This window comes from Dorea sp. AM58-8 (assembly GCF_003464045.1).
Taxonomy (GTDB): domain Bacteria; phylum Bacillota; class Clostridia; order Lachnospirales; family Lachnospiraceae; genus Claveliimonas; species Claveliimonas ammoniilytica.
This window is the reverse complement of record NZ_QSDM01000009.1, coordinates 80,293-96,008: the sequence shown is the minus strand read 5'-3', so window position 1 is coordinate 96,008 and position 15,716 is coordinate 80,293. Positions and strand designations below refer to the sequence as shown.

At 43.1% G+C, this 15,716-nt stretch carries 14 protein-coding genes and 1 pseudogene; 1 reads left to right on the top strand and 14 read right to left on the bottom strand.

Translation table 11 applies throughout. The features are described from left to right. Positions 1-22 precede the first annotated feature (22 nt). From DXA18_RS08520 to DXA18_RS08475, 11 genes and pseudogenes are all read right to left on the bottom strand, one after another. Positions 23-559, bottom strand: a complete 537-nt coding sequence (locus DXA18_RS08520) for a stage II sporulation protein M (RefSeq protein ID WP_118383546.1) — start codon at positions 557-559, stop codon at positions 23-25. Positions 560-620: 61 nt separating this feature from the next. Next, positions 621-1,160 carry an NUDIX hydrolase gene (locus DXA18_RS08515; protein WP_118383545.1) on the bottom strand — a complete coding sequence of 180 codons (540 nt, stop codon included), beginning with the start codon at positions 1,158-1,160 and terminating at the stop codon, positions 621-623. A gap of 130 nt (positions 1,161-1,290) precedes the next feature. Continuing rightward, positions 1,291-2,843: pseudogene (gene rny / locus DXA18_RS08510) on the bottom strand (ribonuclease Y). 72 nt (positions 2,844-2,915) lie between these two features. Further along, positions 2,916-3,239, bottom strand: coding sequence for a regulatory protein RecX (locus DXA18_RS16875; protein ID WP_330424490.1), 324 nt, complete (start codon positions 3,237-3,239; stop codon positions 2,916-2,918). Continuing rightward, complete coding sequence (locus DXA18_RS16870) at positions 3,236-3,529, bottom strand: hypothetical protein (RefSeq protein ID WP_330424489.1); 294 nt, start codon at positions 3,527-3,529, stop codon at positions 3,236-3,238. The genes DXA18_RS16875 and DXA18_RS16870 overlap by 4 nt, the downstream gene beginning before the upstream one ends. Positions 3,530-3,532: 3 nt before the next feature. Further along, a complete protein-coding gene (recA, locus tag DXA18_RS08500; RefSeq protein ID WP_118383544.1) occupies positions 3,533-4,591 on the bottom strand; it encodes a recombinase RecA in 1,059 nt (352 codons plus the stop codon). 203 nt (positions 4,592-4,794) lie between these two features. After that, positions 4,795-6,381, bottom strand: a complete 1,587-nt coding sequence (locus DXA18_RS08495; RefSeq protein WP_118383565.1) for a sodium:solute symporter family transporter — start codon at positions 6,379-6,381, stop codon at positions 4,795-4,797. 281 nt (positions 6,382-6,662) lie between these two features. Then, positions 6,663-7,067: a C-GCAxxG-C-C family protein gene (locus DXA18_RS08490; RefSeq protein WP_118383564.1), complete on the bottom strand. Its 405-nt coding sequence runs from the start codon at positions 7,065-7,067 to the stop codon at positions 6,663-6,665. Beyond that, positions 7,057-7,728: a UDP-N-acetylglucosamine pyrophosphorylase gene (locus DXA18_RS08485; RefSeq protein WP_118383543.1), complete on the bottom strand. Its 672-nt coding sequence runs from the start codon at positions 7,726-7,728 to the stop codon at positions 7,057-7,059. The genes DXA18_RS08490 and DXA18_RS08485 overlap by 11 nt, the downstream gene beginning before the upstream one ends. Beyond that, positions 7,725-9,710: a DNA topoisomerase III gene (gene topB, locus DXA18_RS08480; protein ID WP_118383542.1), complete on the bottom strand. Its 1,986-nt coding sequence runs from the start codon at positions 9,708-9,710 to the stop codon at positions 7,725-7,727. The genes DXA18_RS08485 and topB overlap by 4 nt, the downstream gene beginning before the upstream one ends. A gap of 20 nt (positions 9,711-9,730) precedes the next feature. After that, positions 9,731-10,588: a patatin-like phospholipase family protein gene (locus DXA18_RS08475; protein ID WP_118383541.1), complete on the bottom strand. Its 858-nt coding sequence runs from the start codon at positions 10,586-10,588 to the stop codon at positions 9,731-9,733. A gap of 121 nt (positions 10,589-10,709) precedes the next feature. Here DXA18_RS08475 and DXA18_RS08470 point away from each other — a divergent pair, with 121 nt between their 5' ends. Continuing rightward, positions 10,710-12,344, top strand: a complete 1,635-nt coding sequence (locus DXA18_RS08470; RefSeq protein WP_118383540.1) for an ABC-F family ATP-binding cassette domain-containing protein — start codon at positions 10,710-10,712, stop codon at positions 12,342-12,344. Between the two features lie 71 nt (positions 12,345-12,415). On the opposite strand, the gene asd is transcribed toward DXA18_RS08470, so the two are convergent. From asd to DXA18_RS08455, 3 genes are all read right to left on the bottom strand, one after another. Further along, on the bottom strand, positions 12,416-13,501 hold the full coding sequence (gene asd / locus DXA18_RS08465) for an aspartate-semialdehyde dehydrogenase (protein WP_118383539.1): 1,086 nt from the start codon (positions 13,499-13,501) through the stop codon (positions 12,416-12,418). Positions 13,502-13,524: 23 nt separating this feature from the next. Further along, positions 13,525-14,910 (bottom strand): argininosuccinate lyase, encoded by a 1,386-nt coding sequence (argH, locus tag DXA18_RS08460; RefSeq protein ID WP_118383538.1) that lies wholly within the window; start codon positions 14,908-14,910, stop codon positions 13,525-13,527. Between the two features lie 120 nt (positions 14,911-15,030). Then, the gene (locus tag DXA18_RS08455) at positions 15,031-15,669 is read right to left on the bottom strand and encodes an epoxyqueuosine reductase QueH (RefSeq protein ID WP_118383537.1); all 639 of its coding nucleotides are present in this window, start codon (positions 15,667-15,669) and stop codon (positions 15,031-15,033) included. Positions 15,670-15,716 lie beyond the last annotated feature (47 nt).

Below are 15,716 nucleotides of genomic sequence, written 5' to 3'. Positions count from 1 at the left end.
ATAAGTAAAAATGCGGTAAAAATCAAATCCTTTTTAGTATCATTTTTACCAAAACTGGATTCGCTTTATATTCTAACGCAATACCCATACAAATAGCAAGACAAAATGCTATAGTTTTTTCATAATTCCACTGTTTTTTTGGATAGAAGAAGATTGTCATAAGCAAAATGCCATATGCAAACAAATAACATGCCATATGTGGCAGCAATCCAACCACACAAAACAACACGCCGCTAACCCCGTGATTCATTACCGCACATGTAAAATACACGCCGCAAAGTATGCCCGTCCATACCAGAAATACAGTTGAACCGATTCTGCGAAAGCGTGTCGTTCCGATCAGTGCAAGAATAATCGCGGGTAAAACACGCAGCCGAACGAGATATCCCAGGTACTGTACCCCTTTTATGTCCGCTTTCTGAAATTGCTCTGCAAAATTCCGGTTAAATATTCCCATAGACGAGATATATTCTCCAGCACTCATATTCATATAGACAATCCCCAACAGAAAACCAATCATATAAATCAATATCACTACTCTGCTCTGATTCTTTATCATTGCTCACCTCGTACTGTCAGGATATTTCATTATATGCCAGCTTCATTCCTTTATACCTGCTTTAGCGATTATATTTCACTGCATATGCCATGATGGCAGCGATTGTCTTGGAATCCTCAATCTCACCGGAAAAGATCTTTTTCTTCAGTTCATCCAATGTATAGGCTTTCACGTCAATATACTCATCCTCATCCAAATTCTGGTTGGTCGGTATCAGATCATGTGCTGTAAAAATCTCAATCCGTTCATCACAGAATGCAACCGTAGTCCGTAGCGTGATCAGCCATTCCAGTTTATCCGAACGATATCCCGTCTCCTCTTCCAGTTCTCTGGCAGCACATACAATCCCTTCCTCGTTCGGATCATCAAGCTTGCCAGCCGGAAGCTCCAGTGTATATCTCTCTAATGCATTCCGGTACTGACGCACCATCAGAAGTCTTCCGTCATCCATAACCGGCACTACAGCCGCCGCACCGTCGTGATGAATAAAGTCCCATTTAGCGATATTACCATTTTCAAACTGCATAGTGTCACAGTAAATGTCCAGCACTGCTCCTTTGTGCACCAGTTCTCTTTTTATTCTTCTTACTTCATCAGCCATTTGCGTTCTCCTTTCATTTTATGATGTTCGCTTTATGATAGTTGTTATAAAATAATGCTACATTCTTTAATTATGCAAAAAACCGGGCCGAAGCCCGGTTTTTCTGACATTTATCTTCTATACAGATGCCTTATTTTGCGTAATCTGTTACCCGTGATTCACGGATGACATTTACCTTAATCTGTCCCGGATATTCCAATTCATATTCAATCTGTTTCGAAATATCTCTGGCCAGTAATACCATATCTGCATCAGATACCTGTTCTGGAACTACCATGATTCGAATCTCTCTACCTGCCTGAATAGCAAAAGATTTTTCAACACCCTTAAACTGGTTGCTGATATCCTCTAATTGTTTTAATCTGTTTGTGTATGTTTCGATTGTCTCTCTTCTCGCACCTGGTCTTGCTGCTGAAATTGTATCTGCCGCCTGTACTACACATGCGATCAGAGTTTCCGGCTCTACATCGCCATGATGTGACTCAACCGCATTAATGACGGTTGCTGACTCCTTGTATTTTCTACAAAGATCCACACCTATCTGAATATGCGATCCTTCAACATCGTGGTCAATGGATTTACCAATATCGTGCAGAAGTCCGGCACGCTTAGCAAGACGTACATCCAGACCGATCTCTCCGGCTAATAATCCGGAAGCTGTGCTACTTCAATGGAATGCTTCAATGCATTCTGTCCATAGCTCGTTCTGAACTTCATACGTCCAAGAAGCTTGATCAATTCTGGATGGATGCCATGAACACCAACTTCGAGAGCTGCTGCTTCACCTTCCTCACGAATGATCGCATCTACTTCCTTCTGCGCTTTTTCTACCATCTCTTCGATTCTTGCCGGATGAATGCGTCCGTCTACGATCAACTTCTCCAAAGCGATTCGCGCCACTTCACGGCGAATCGGATCGAATCCGGAGAGAACTACTGCTTCCGGTGTATCATCAATAATCAGTTCTACACCTGTCAGAGTTTCGAGTGTACGTATATTACGACCCTCTCGTCCGATAATCCTTCCCTTCATCTCATCATTCGGAAGCTGAACAACCGAAATGGTGGTCTCTGCTACATGATCGGCAGCGCATCTCTGGATAGCAGTAACAACATATTCCTTTGCCTTCTTGTCTGCCTCTTCCTTTGCCTGCGCTTCCATTTCTTTTATCATTTTCGCAGTGTCATGTTTCACATCGTCTTCAACAGTTTTTAACAAATATTCTTTTGCCTGTTCGGAGGTAAGTCCTGAGATTCTTTCCAGTTCCTGTACTCTTTGCTTACTCAGCTCTTCCACTTTCGCTTCGCGCTGACGTAAATGTTCTTCCTTTGCCGTAAATGCCGCTTCACGTCTCTCGATTGCGTCAGACTTCTTGTCTAAAGACTCTTCCTTGGACAGAACTCTCTTCTCATAACGCTGTAACTCTGCTCTACGTTCTTTGGTTTCCTTTTCGAGCTCATTCTTCGTCTTGATAGATTCTTCTTTAATTTCCAAGAGAGATTCCTTCTTCTTCGCCTCGGCTGTTTTAACTGCATCATCAATAATCTCGCGAGCTCTGCTTTCCGCATTACCAATTTTAGACTCAGCATTCTTCCTGAGATTGGATACCGTCACGAAATGACTGACAACTGCGGCTACAATGACTAACACTGCGGCTACAGCAATCACAATTCCTATTGGCACAGGAGCACCTCCTTATTAAATTTTCATTGTACAAATACAACATTTAAATTTTATACTGTTTTCACAAATATGTCAAGTATTCCACTCGTTAATCTGTATTACTTGACGGATATCTTCATAACCAAATCCTTTTCTTGCCAGATAGCCGTATATTTTGCGCATTTCCTGATCCGTAGCACTCTTTGGATCATATCTCTTTTTCCGTAAAAGATCACGTATAGCATTCAGAGAATCTTCTGCACTGTAGTATTCACTCAGAATCTCCTGTACCCGCTCCATATCTACACCTTTCTTCATCAAAAGTGCATAAATCTCTTTCTTACTTTTACTATTCTTCTTGCTTTCAATGAATCGTCGGATATAAGACTCGTCGTTAATATAGCCAAACGACTTCACGTAGCAATTGCCTCATCCGCAATATCTGCCGGATAATCACCATTCAGCAGCTTGGTGCGAAGCTGGCTTTCTGTCCGGTCCATATCATTCAGCAGATGCATCGCCCGTAACTTTGCCCTTTTCAAAACAACCTTTTCCCGGATTTCCTGATATACTTCTTCACTCAGCTCGCCATCTTCCTGTATTCTATAGCGAAACAGTTCGCCTTTATAAAGCGTAAAGGCGAACTGTCCATCCAGATATACTTTAAACTTAGTCTTACTTACCGATTTGATATCTGTAATCTGCATCTTTTATTCCACATCTTTTCCCGCACTCTTGTCTGAATCTGCGGTCTCTTCTGTTGCATCTGCATCCTCAGACACCTGATAATGTGCACGTACTTTATGATCGATCTCTTCCATCTTATCCGGATGAGATGCAAGCCACTGCTTGGCGTTCTCACGTCCCTGTCCAATCTTATCTCCATCATAAGCAAACCATGATCCACTCTTATTCACAATACCAAGGTTCGTCGCCAGATCCAGGATATCTCCTTCCCTGGAAATACCTTTACCGAACATGATGTCAAATTCAGCCTCTTTGAAAGGTGGTGCGATCTTGTTCTTAACCACTTTAACACGAACTCGGTTACCCACCATCTCGCCGCTCTGCTTCAAAGTCTCAATACGACGGATATCCATACGGATAGAAGCATAGAACTTCAACGCACGACCACCTGTAGTAGTCTCTGGATTGCCAAACATCACACCAACCTTCTCACGTAACTGGTTGATAAAGATCACTACACAGTTCGACTTACTGATAACAGGTGTAAGCTTTCTAAGCGCCTGAGACATCAGTCTGGCCTGCAGACCCACATGCGAATCACCCATATCACCTTCAATCTCCTGTCTCGGTACAAGCGCTGCTACAGAGTCCACTACGATAATATCCATCGCACCGGAACGTACCATAGTCTCAGTGATCTCCAAAGCCTGATCACCGCTGTCCGGTTGTGAAATATACAGTTCGTCAATATTCACACCGATATTCTTCGCATATACAGGATCCAGTGCATGCTCTGCATCAATAAATCCTGCAATACCACCCTGCTTCTGTACCTCTGAAATCATATGAAGTGCTACTGTAGTCTTACCACTTGACTCCGGACCATATATCTCGATCACTCGTCCTCTTGGTACCCCGCCAAGTCCTAATGCAATATCCAGGCTCAGAGAACCTGTCGGAACAGTCTCTACTGCAACTCTGGCAGCCGGATCCCCCAGCTTCATCACTGTACCTTTACCAAAATCCTTCTCCAGCTTCGCTATCGCTGCATCTAATGCTTTCTTCTTATCATCACTTGCCATGTTATAATCTCCTTACATCTCGAACGCTTCCCCGAACATTCGTTCGTTGTCATGTATTAATAGTATTATAGTTCTCAAAAAAAGTCAACAATTAATTTCACAGATCTGTATATGTGAACATAATACAGCAGACTGTAGTTATTGTCAACCACAGTCTGTGTTTTAATTCTGATATGATACTTTTACATTTCCAAAATCGCGTTTTACTCCTGAAGAGAAGTTTTCTTTGTGATCGTAATTGTTTCACTGTAGCATGAGAAAATATTTTCCAGAACTTTCTTATCCTGTTTTCCTGTAAATGAACTTACGATCGGAACAATAATCAGTCCGCCTACCATTGCTACCACACCGGAATTAATAGATGATTTAAAAATGTAACTGAGTACAGTTCCCCAGCCGCTCACATCGGTTCCTGTAAGTGTGATCACTAACTGCAGTACAGCCACAGCACATCCCCAGACAAAGCATACAGCTACGGATGTCTTGCTGATTCCTTTCCAGTACAGTCCATATAAGAACGGTGCAAGAAATGCTCCTGCAAGTGCTCCCCAGGACACACCCATCATCTGGGCAATAAATGTAACTTCCGGATGTGCATCCTTGAAGATTGCGATCACTGCAGATACGATGATGAAAAATACAATGAATAACCGCATCGTAGATACCAGCTGTTCATCCGGTATTTTTTTCTTTAATGCCGGTCTGATCACATCCAGTGTAAATGTAGAACTGGACGTTAGTACCAGTGATGACAGTGTGGACATTGATGCCGACAATACAAGCACAATTACCACCGCAATTACAATAGACGGAAGTGTCGATAACATCGTAGGGATGATCGTGTCAAATAACGGTTTTCCGGTCATTTCATTGATCACAACACGGTTCGCATATAACCGACCGAAGCCTCCAAGAAAGTAACATCCGCCTGCCACGATAATCGCAAATATCGTAGAAATCACGGTACCTTTATGGATATCCTTTTCACTCTTAATGGCATAGAATTTACCAACCATCTGCGGCAATCCCCAGGTACCAAGAGATGTAAGGATGACTACAAAAAGAAGTGCCAACGGATCCGGTCCGAGAAATGCTGTATACGCGCCCTGCCATCCCGCATCTCCGGTAACAGAAGCAAGTGTTCTGGTAGCATTAAGCAGTCCTCCGTTATCCATCAGTACCGCACTGATTACAGCACAGATACCAAACAGCATGATAATTCCCTGAATAAAATCATTGATTGCTGTAGCCATGTAACCGCCAAAGATAACATACACACCGGTCAGTACTGCCATAACTACAATCACCACCCAGTAAGGAATATCAAACACCAGACCAAACAGACTGGATAATCCGTTGTAAAGGGATGCAGTGTATGGAATCAGAAAGATAAATACAATCACAGAAGCTGCCACTTTTAATGGGACAGATTCAAATCTTTTTCCGAAAAAATCCGGCATTGTCTTGGCATCCAGATGCTGCGTCATAACTCTTGTTCTTCTTCCCAGAACATTCCACGCAAGCAGAGAACCGATAAACGCATTACCAAGTCCTGCCCATGTAGATGCAAGTCCAAAGTTCCAGCCAAACTGTCCCGCATATCCCACAAAAATAACTGCTGAAAAGTATGATGTTCCGAAAGCAAACGCTGTAAGCCATGGACCTACACCGCGCCCGCCAAGAACAAAACCATTCACATCTTTCGCATGTTTTCTAGAATAAAATCCAACGTACACCATAACTCCAAAAAAGATGATTAACATTATGGCACACAGTAATTCTTTCGACATATTCATTTCCTCCATTCATTTCTCTCATCTGCAAAAAACACCGCCGCTTTAGACCGTTGCGCTTTAAAGCATTAAAGTTAATGTTGTTATAGTATCACAGGATGAATATACTGTCAAGAACAAAGAATGTGCCTTGGCACATTCTCGCGCCTGCGGCGGTCGCTTGCGACATCTACCTTATCCGCCGCAGTGCGCATCCTCGCGGAGCGGTTTTTACTTTACGGGAAAGCAATTTCCTGTAAAGTAAAAAAGATTCGGTTTAAAGGCCGAATCTTTTTATGCTATATGATAATCTCTAATACTTCTACTGCTGTTTTCACACATTCTCTGCAGCATGGCAATGGCTGTGCTCCTTTATCCGTAAGCAAATCTCTGCACATCAGAGAGCCCTTCTTTTCTTCAAACAGACGAGCGGCCTCCATAATCTTGGTATAAGTATCTGATTTCGTCATGTATGGATCAGAGAGATTCCCTGCTGAATTGGCAAGACCTATGGTCATAAACATCCCAACAACTGCACCGCAAGTATCTTTCAGGCCTCCCATTCCCAGACCAAACCCTTCTGTCATGCGAAATACATCTTTTTCTTCTAAGCCAAATTCCTCACAATAGCAACATATAACTGACTGACAGCAGTTATACATGTGATTAAATTTATCTTCCGCTATTCGAATCTTAGATTCCATATTTTTCAACAACCTCTCCCTGTTTTTTGTAAATGCTTCCTGCCGGCACCACTCCTCTTACGGATGAAAGCGGATAGATATTACTGTGTGCCCCCACAACTGTTCCGGGATTCAGCACAGATCCGCAACCTACCTCTACTTCATCTCCAAGCATTGCTCCGAATTTCTTGATACCAGTCTCAATATTGCCTTCCGGAGTCTTAACAACTACCAGCTTCTTGTCGGATTTCACATTAGAAGTAATAGAACCTGCTCCCATATGCGCCTTATAACCAAGAATGGAATCACCCACATAATTGTAATGTGGTACCTGAACTTTGTTAAATAGCACAACATTTTTCAGCTCTGTAGAATTACCCACAACCGCACCTTCACCTACGATCGCATTGCCACGGATAAACGCACAGTGTCTCACTTCTGCATTCTTACCGATAATTGCCGGTCCGTGAATGTATGCAGATGGAAATACATTGGCAGATCTGGCGATCCATACGTCATCCCCAATTTTCTCATACTCGTCTGCCGGAAGCGTAGCTCCCAATTTCAGGATGAATGCGCTGATCTTTGGTAACACTTCCCATGGATAAGTAACTCCTTCAAACAAGTCCTTCGCAATCGTCTCATCCAGTGTATACAGTTCTTTGACAGTTATTTCTTTCATGATTTCTTTCCTTTCTTATAAAATCCAGCCGCACGGTCATAACATCCGCGCAGTTCATATTGATTATTCAGCCGCAGTACCCCCATGGTTCTGGACCGTATAAAGTTCTCTAATTTAGTCATATATTCTTCTGAAGTAATATCGCCTTCAGCCACATAAGTAAGCCCCTTTTCCCAACTTGCGGTAAGCTCCGGATTCAAAAGGGATCGAATAGAATGTTCCACCACATCATAAATCATCTCGCCTTCCAGTGTCGGCGTTACGATCTGTGTCTTTTTATTCAGTGCCAGATAGCCATTATTAAATAACTTCTTCAGAATCTCTCCTCTGGTAGCGCTGGTTCCAATACCACTTCCTTTAATCTGGGCGCGAAGTTCCTCGTCCTCAATGAGCTGGCCTGCATTTTCCATTGCAAGAATCAACGAACCGGAATTATACCGTTTTGGCGGAGAGGTCTTCCCTTCCCGGATAGACAGGTCTGTCACCGGAAGACACATGCCTTTACGGAGTGATTTAACTGCTTGCAGAAGTGCATTTTCTCCAGCTTCGTCCTCCTCCTTTTGTCCCGGCACACCAGCTACTTTCATATATCCCTTTTCTGCCAGAACTTTGGTACTGGTAAAAAATGACTCTTCTCTTATCTTACCGGTTACCAACACTTTCTGATATACCGCTGGCGGATAGAATATACTTAAGAATCTCCGAACGATTACATCATAGATCTGCCCGGACAAATGAGACAAACTCTTTAACGCACTCTCTCCCTGCCCGGTCGGAATGATCGCATAGTGGTCTGTAATCTGCTTATCATTCACATATCGAGTCTTTGCCAGTCCCTTATGACTTCCCATAGTCACGATATCATTCAGAAATGGTACCGCCAGACTATATTTCATGAGTCCGTTCAGATTCTTATGAATTTCCTTTGCCACAGCCGTTGAAAGCACTCTGGCATCCGTTCTCGGATAAGTAACCAGTTTCTTCTCATAGAGTTCCTGTACTACCCGCAGTGTCTCGTCAGGACTGATCTTAAAGCGCTTGGAACATTCATTCTGAAGTTCCGCCAGGTTAAACAGCAGTGGTGGATTCTTCTTTTCTTTTTTCTTTTCAATGGATTCGATCCGATACATACACGGCTCTTCTTCTTTTAGATAACGGATCAGTTCCTCCGCGGTTTCTTTTTTCTTGAATCCGTTTTCCTTGTAAAGAAGCGGAGATGCATAATACCTGGAACCTTCTACCGCTTTCCACTCGCCTTCCAGCTTCTGCCCATTCACTTCTACGGTACTGAGGACACGGTAAAACGGAGTCTCCACAAATTCACGGATTTCCCGTTCTCTGCGGACAACCATGCCAAGTACACAGGTCATAACTCTTCCTACAGAAATAACGGAATACTTTTTATTCAGATAATTCGATATACTGTTACCGTATTTCAATGTCAGAAGACGTGAAAAATTAATTCCCATCAGATAATCCTCTTTGGCGCGCAGATAAGCCGATGCCGATAGATTATCATATTCTGACAGATCCTTTGCCTCTCTGATCCCACGCAGGATTTCTTCTTCTGTCTGGGAATCAATCCAGACTCTTAATCTCTTTTTATTCTGTACACCGGTCATCTGTTCCACCAGACGATAAATGTATTCTCCCTCACGACCGGAGTCGGTACAGACATAAATGGTATCTACATCATCTCGTTTCAACAAACCGGATACAATCCGAAACTGTTTGGAAGTCTGTGGAATAACTTCGTATTTGAATTCATCCGGCAAAAAAGGCAGAGTCTCCAGACTCCACCGTTTGTATTTCATATCGTAGACTTCTGGATAGCTCATCGTGACCAGATGTCCCACACACCATGTCACAATACTATCTTCAGCCTCCAGATAGCCGTCGCCGCGCTTTGTCTTTAAGTGGAGTGCCTTGGCAAATTCCTGCGCCACACTTGGTTTCTCAGCGATATATAGCGATTTACCCATATATTATCTCCAGTTCTGTCTTATTCTTCCATATATCGGAGCAGATTCGTATACTCCTTCTTCATCAGAGCATAACCATGCTCATAAAAGCTCATCAGCTTATCATAATCACGCTCCAATCTGGATACCGTCGGAACCATCGGACGAATCACATAAATCCTTCCTTCTGCTTCCAGCTTCTCTACCAGTTCCATCGTACGGTTATACATACGATTCCTGTGAACAGCACACGCCGCCATCTTTGGATAACTCTTGTATGCTTTGCGGTAAAGCTTCGCCGTCCCCTTAGACACCGGTTTCTTTCGGTAACCCGGATTACGCGTAAGCACTACGATGATCTTGTCATTGCCACTTTTCAATGCATGACGGATCGGCACAGAATCAGCCACTCCACCATCCAGATATGGCACACCATCAATATTCACCATCGGTGAAACCAGCGGCATACTGCTGGATGCACGGCACAGCCTCATCAGACGTTCTCTGTCACTGTGTTCTTCCATATATTCTGCTTTACCGGTCACGCAGTTTGTCGCTACAATCTCACATTTTATATTGGATGCAAAAAATGTATCATAATCAAATGGATAGATTTCATTCGGATAACGGTCAAAGATCATATCCATATTTAATAAACTTTTGTCTTTTAAAAACTTTCTTACTCCCTGATAGTAACTGTATTCCTTCTCTCTGTGGATCATACAGTCTCTGGTCCTGCCTGGCTGTCTGGATACATAATCCACGCCATTGCAGCTTCCGGCAGATACGCCGATAACATGGGAGGTATAGAACTCTTTTTCCATCAGGTAGTCCAATACGCCTGATGTGAATACTCCCCTGGTGGCTCCGCCTTCCAGTATCATGGTTGCATGATGCATGATATCCCCTTCTTTCTAATTACAACAAGTATGGCATAATTATATACCAGCTTCCTTGCTATTTCCATGTTTTTTTGATAAGATTGTCTGCGGATATAAGAATAAGGAGGATTATCAAGCTATGATAAGCACAAGCAATGTTACCCTGCGTGTCGGTAAAAAGGCGCTATTTGAAGATGTAAGCATCAAGTTTACCGAAGGCAACTGCTATGGTCTGATCGGAGCAAATGGTGCCGGTAAATCGACATTTTTAAAGATTCTGTCCGGTCAGTTAGAGCCTACCAACGGTGAAGTGATTATTACGCCTGGTGAGCGTTTGTCATTTCTTCAGCAGGATCATTTTAAATATGATGAATACATGGTTCTTGATACGGTCATCATGGGCAATGCCAGACTGTACGAGATTATGAAAGAAAAAGAAGTACTCTATGCCAAAGAAGATTTTACTGATGAAGATGGAATCCGTGCCAGCGAACTGGAAGGCGAATTTGCAACCATGAACGGATGGGAAGCCGAGTCCGATGCCGCTACACTTCTGAATGGACTTGGAATTGGTACCGAACTCCATTACACCATGATGAAGGATCTTCCTGGCCCGGATAAAGTAAAAGTTCTTCTTGCCCAGGCACTGTTTGGCAACCCGGACATCCTGCTTCTGGATGAGCCGACGAACCATTTGGATCTGGATGCTATCGGATGGCTGGAAGAATTTCTGATCAACTTTGACAATACCGTAATCGTAGTGTCACATGACCGTTATTTCCTGAATAAGGTATGTACACAGATTGCTGATATCGATTATGGCAAAATCAAGCTCTATGCCGGTAACTATGACTTCTGGTACGAATCCAGCCAGTTGCTGATCCGCCAGATGAAAGAAGCTAACAAAAAAAAGGAAGAAAAGATCAAAGAGTTGCAGGACTTTATTTCTAGATTCAGTGCCAACGCTTCCAAGTCCAAACAGGCAACTTCCCGTAAACGTGCCCTGGAAAAGATCCAGCTCGATGATATTCAGCCGTCTAGCCGTAAATACCCATACATCAATTTCACTCCAAACCGTTCCATCGGTAATGAGGTACTCACCGTTGACGGACTAAGCAAAACGATTGAGGGTGAAAAAATTCTGGACAATATCAGTTTCACACTGAACCGAGAAGACAAGGTTGCATTTGTCGGCGGCAATGAGCTTGCTAAGACAACACTTTTCCAGATCCTGATGGGTGAGATGGAACCGGATGAAGGTACTTATAAATGGGGTGTCACCACTTCACAGGCGTACTTCCCATTGGACAGCACCTCTGAATTCGACAATGAAGATACCATCGTAGAATGGCTGACACAGTATTCTGAAAACAAAGATGCCACTTACGTGCGTGGCTTCCTTGGACGTATGCTGTTCGGTGGTGACGACGGTGTTAAGAAAGTAAAGGTTCTCTCCGGTGGCGAGAAGGTACGCTGTCTTCTGTCTAAGATGATGATCTCCGGTGCCAATGTACTGCTTTTTGATGAACCGACCAACCACCTTGATATGGAATCCATCACCGCTCTGAATAACGGTATGATCAAATTCCCTGGTGTGATCTTATTTACATCCCGTGACCACCAGATCGTGCAGACCACTGCCAACCGTATCATGGAAATCGTACCGGGCGGCAAAATGATCGATAAGATCACCACCTATGACGAATATCTGGAAAATGACGAACTGGCAAGAAAGCGTCAGACATACACGGTTGAAAGTGATGATGAAGATTAAACTTACAAAAAGAACTCTCGTGGAATCCACGGGAGTTCTTCTTGTATATGCCAGGTTTCTGATCCCTGCCCTTATTTCTTTGTAATATATCCTTTTGCTGTCAGTGTTTCAGCGCAAAGCACTGCTCCACCTGCAGCACCACGTACGGTATTATGTGACAGTCCGATGAATTTGAAATCATACATGCTGTCTTCTCTCAGACGTCCGATCGATACACCCATACCATGTTCGTAATCTACATCCAGTTTAACCTGTGGACGATTATCTTCTTCCAGATACTGAATAAACTGCTTTGGAGCACTTGGAAGTTCTGCTTCCTGTGGGAATCCCTTGAAATCGCGGAGTGCCTGAATCAGCTGTTCCTTCGTTGGTTTCTTCTCAAAATTAATAAATACAGCTGCTGTATGTCCATTCAATACTGGTACACGAATACACTGGCAGGTGATCTTTGGCAATTCTGCCTTTACAATCTGACCATTTTCAACTTTACCAAGTACACGCAATGGCTCCTGTTCGCTCTTTTCTTCCTCTCCACCGATATAAGGAATAATGTTCTCTACCATCTCCGGCCAGTCACGGAACGTCTTTCCTGCTCCTGAGATTGCCTGGTATGTAGTAACTACCAGTTCTTTTGGTCCAAATTCTTTCCATGCAGCAAGGCAAGGAGCATAGCTCTGGATAGAACAGTTTGGTTTAACGGCAATAAATCCGCGTTTGGTTCCAAGACGCTCTTTCTGAGCTGCAATAACCTCAAAATGCTCCGGATTAATCTCCGGTACTACCATCGGTACGTCCGGTGTCCATCTGTGGGCACTGTTGTTAGATACAACCGGTGTCTCTGTCTTCGCGTACTCTTCCTCGATCGCGCGAATCTCATCTTTAGTCATATCCACTGCACTAAATACAAAATCAACGGTAGATGCCACTTTCTCCACTTCATTGACATTCAGTACAATCAGTTTCTTAACTGCTTCCGGCATCGGAGTATCCATCTTCCAACGTCCTCCGACTGCCTCTTCATAAGTCTTGCCTGCTGATCTCGGACTCGCAGCTACCGTTACTACTTCAAACCACGGATGATTATCAAGCAGTGTGATAAATCTCTGACCTACCATACCAGTTGCACCCAAAATACCTACTTTTAACTTTTCATCCATTGCCTTTTCCTCCTGTCTCATTCTTATTTATCATATTCTCTGATGTACTGTTTGTAAATCTGAATCACCTGTTCCATAGCAGCTTTACCAGGTGCTCCAGTTGTCAGACGTTTATTTACACAGGTTTCCATGCTGATCGCATCATAAATGTCTTCTTCAAATACCGGAGAAATTGCTTTGTACTCTTCCAATGACATATCATCCAATGCGATATTCTTCTCAATACAGTAAAGGACGAGCTGACCTACAATGCCATGTGCATCACGGAACGGAACACCGTGATTTACCAGGTAATCTGCCGCATCTGTAGCATTCGTAAAACCATTCTTGGCACTTGCATGCATATTATCTTTTTTAAACTGCATGGTACTCAACATACCGGTAAAGAGTGCAATACATCCTTTGGCTGTATCAATGGCATCGAAACTCATCTCTTTATCTTCCTGCATATCTTTATTATAAGCAAGCGGAATACCTTTCATCGTAGTAAGCAGAGATGTAAGCGCGCCATAAACACGTCCTGTCTTACCCCTTACAAGTTCTGCGATATCCGGATTCTTCTTCTGCGGCATAATACTACTTCCGGTACTGTAAGCATCATCGATCTCTACAAACTGATATTCATTAGAATTCCAGATGATCACTTCCTCACAGAAACGTGAAAGATGCATCATGACAATAGATAAAGCCGAAAGAAGCTCCAGCAGATAATCTCTGTCAGATACACCGTCCATACTATTCAGTGTCGGTCCGTCAAAACCAAGAAGCTTTGCAGTATAATCACGATCCAGTGGGTAAGTGGTACCTGCAAGAGCTCCTGATCCCAGCGGGCAGGTATTCATTCTCTTGCTGATATCACGCATACGTTCGTGATCTCTCTTAAACATCTCAAAGTATGCGCCCATATGATGTGCAAGTGTGATCGGCTGTGCCTTCTGCAGATGTGTAAATCCAGGCATAATTGTCTCCGTATTCTCCTGCATGATTCCCAGAATCGTTCGTAAAAGCGTCTTTAACAACTGATCGATCTGAGCAATTTCATCTCTGGTATACAGCTTCATATCAAGTGCCACCTGATCATTACGGCTTCTTCCGGTATGCAGCTTTTTGCCCGCATCTCCGATCCGGTCGATCAGATTCGCTTCCACAAAGCTGTGAATGTCTTCGTATTTATCTGTAATCTCAAGTTTACCCTTCTCCACATCATCGAGGATTCCTTCCAGTCCTTCAATGATCTGCTGTTTCTCTGTCTCAGTCAGAATCTCCTGCTTGGCAAGCATCATCACATGTGCAATACTTCCACGGATATCCTGCGCATACAGTTTTTTATCAAATGAAATAGAAGCGTTAAAATTGTAAACAAGTTGATCCGTCTCTTTTGTAAAACGTCCGCCCCATAATTGTGCCATTGGTATCCCTCTTTCTATAATCATGTTTTCTCTTTTGAAATATTCAGTTACATATTTTAGCATACAATCAGAACCTTGAAAAGTCCCTCATCTGACTTTTTATGCATTTCTGATGCATATCTATGCTTTTTCTGTATTTTGTCTGCGTCTCTCTTCCGCTTCATTCCAGGAATAAACGCATCCACAATAATCCTGCCGATACAGTCCGTATTCCTTCGACAACTCAACAGAACGTTTATATCCGTTCTTTTTCTTGAAGTCTGACAGTAGATATTTTACACCATATTCTTCCGCCAGCCTGCTTCCAATCTCATTCAACTTCTGAGCATTCTTCATCGGGCTGATACTGAGTGTCGTGGTAAAATATTCATAGCCGCCATCTCTTGCAAGCTCTGCCGCCTCTCTTAAGCGAAGCTCGTAACAACGCATACAACGTTCTCCACCCTCCCTGGCATCTTCCAGCCCTTTCGCCATATCATAGAATCTATCCTTGTCATATTCTCCCGCCACAAAACTGATCTTATGCTTTGCAGGCAGTTCATCAATCAGCTTCTGCTGCTCAATGATCCGCTTCGAGTACTCGGACTCCGGATAAATGTTCGGATTATAATAAAAAACCGTAATCTGGAAATACTGACTTAAATATTCCAACACATAACTGCTGCAGGGTGCACAGCAACTGTGCAGTAAAAGTGTCGGCACATACTCTTCTTTTTCCAGCTTTACGATCAGCTTATCCAGTTCTTTCTGATAGTTCATTCAGATATCACCTCTGTTTCGTATAATTACTGTTACCTTATGTTTAT

What these genes read in the sequence shown, in the direction of transcription:
- DXA18_RS08520 (WP_118383546.1), bottom strand. Translation starts at nt 559, where the DNA reads ATGATAAAGAATCAGAGCAGAGTAGTGATATTGATTTATATGATTGGT.
- DXA18_RS08515 (WP_118383545.1), bottom strand. Translation starts at nt 1,160, where the DNA reads ATGGCTGATGAAGTAAGAAGAATAAAAAGAGAACTGGTGCACAAAGGA.
- DXA18_RS16870 (WP_330424489.1), bottom strand. Translation starts at nt 3,529, where the DNA reads ATGCAGATTACAGATATCAAATCGGTAAGTAAGACTAAGTTTAAAGTA.
- recA (WP_118383544.1), bottom strand. Translation starts at nt 4,591, where the DNA reads ATGGCAAGTGATGATAAGAAGAAAGCATTAGATGCAGCGATAGCGAAG.
- DXA18_RS08495 (WP_118383565.1), bottom strand. Translation starts at nt 6,381, where the DNA reads ATGTCGAAAGAATTACTGTGTGCCATAATGTTAATCATCTTTTTTGGA.
- DXA18_RS08490 (WP_118383564.1), bottom strand. Translation starts at nt 7,067, where the DNA reads ATGGAATCTAAGATTCGAATAGCGGAAGATAAATTTAATCACATGTAT.
- DXA18_RS08485 (WP_118383543.1), bottom strand. Translation starts at nt 7,728, where the DNA reads ATGAAAGAAATAACTGTCAAAGAACTGTATACACTGGATGAGACGATT.
- topB (WP_118383542.1), bottom strand. Translation starts at nt 9,710, where the DNA reads ATGGGTAAATCGCTATATATCGCTGAGAAACCAAGTGTGGCGCAGGAA.
- DXA18_RS08475 (WP_118383541.1), bottom strand. Translation starts at nt 10,588, where the DNA reads ATGCATCATGCAACCATGATACTGGAAGGCGGAGCCACCAGGGGAGTA.
- DXA18_RS08470 (WP_118383540.1), top strand. Translation starts at nt 10,710, where the DNA reads ATGATAAGCACAAGCAATGTTACCCTGCGTGTCGGTAAAAAGGCGCTA.
- asd (WP_118383539.1), bottom strand. Translation starts at nt 13,501, where the DNA reads ATGGATGAAAAGTTAAAAGTAGGTATTTTGGGTGCAACTGGTATGGTA.
- argH (WP_118383538.1), bottom strand. Translation starts at nt 14,910, where the DNA reads ATGGCACAATTATGGGGCGGACGTTTTACAAAAGAGACGGATCAACTT.
- DXA18_RS08455 (WP_118383537.1), bottom strand. Translation starts at nt 15,669, where the DNA reads ATGAACTATCAGAAAGAACTGGATAAGCTGATCGTAAAGCTGGAAAAA.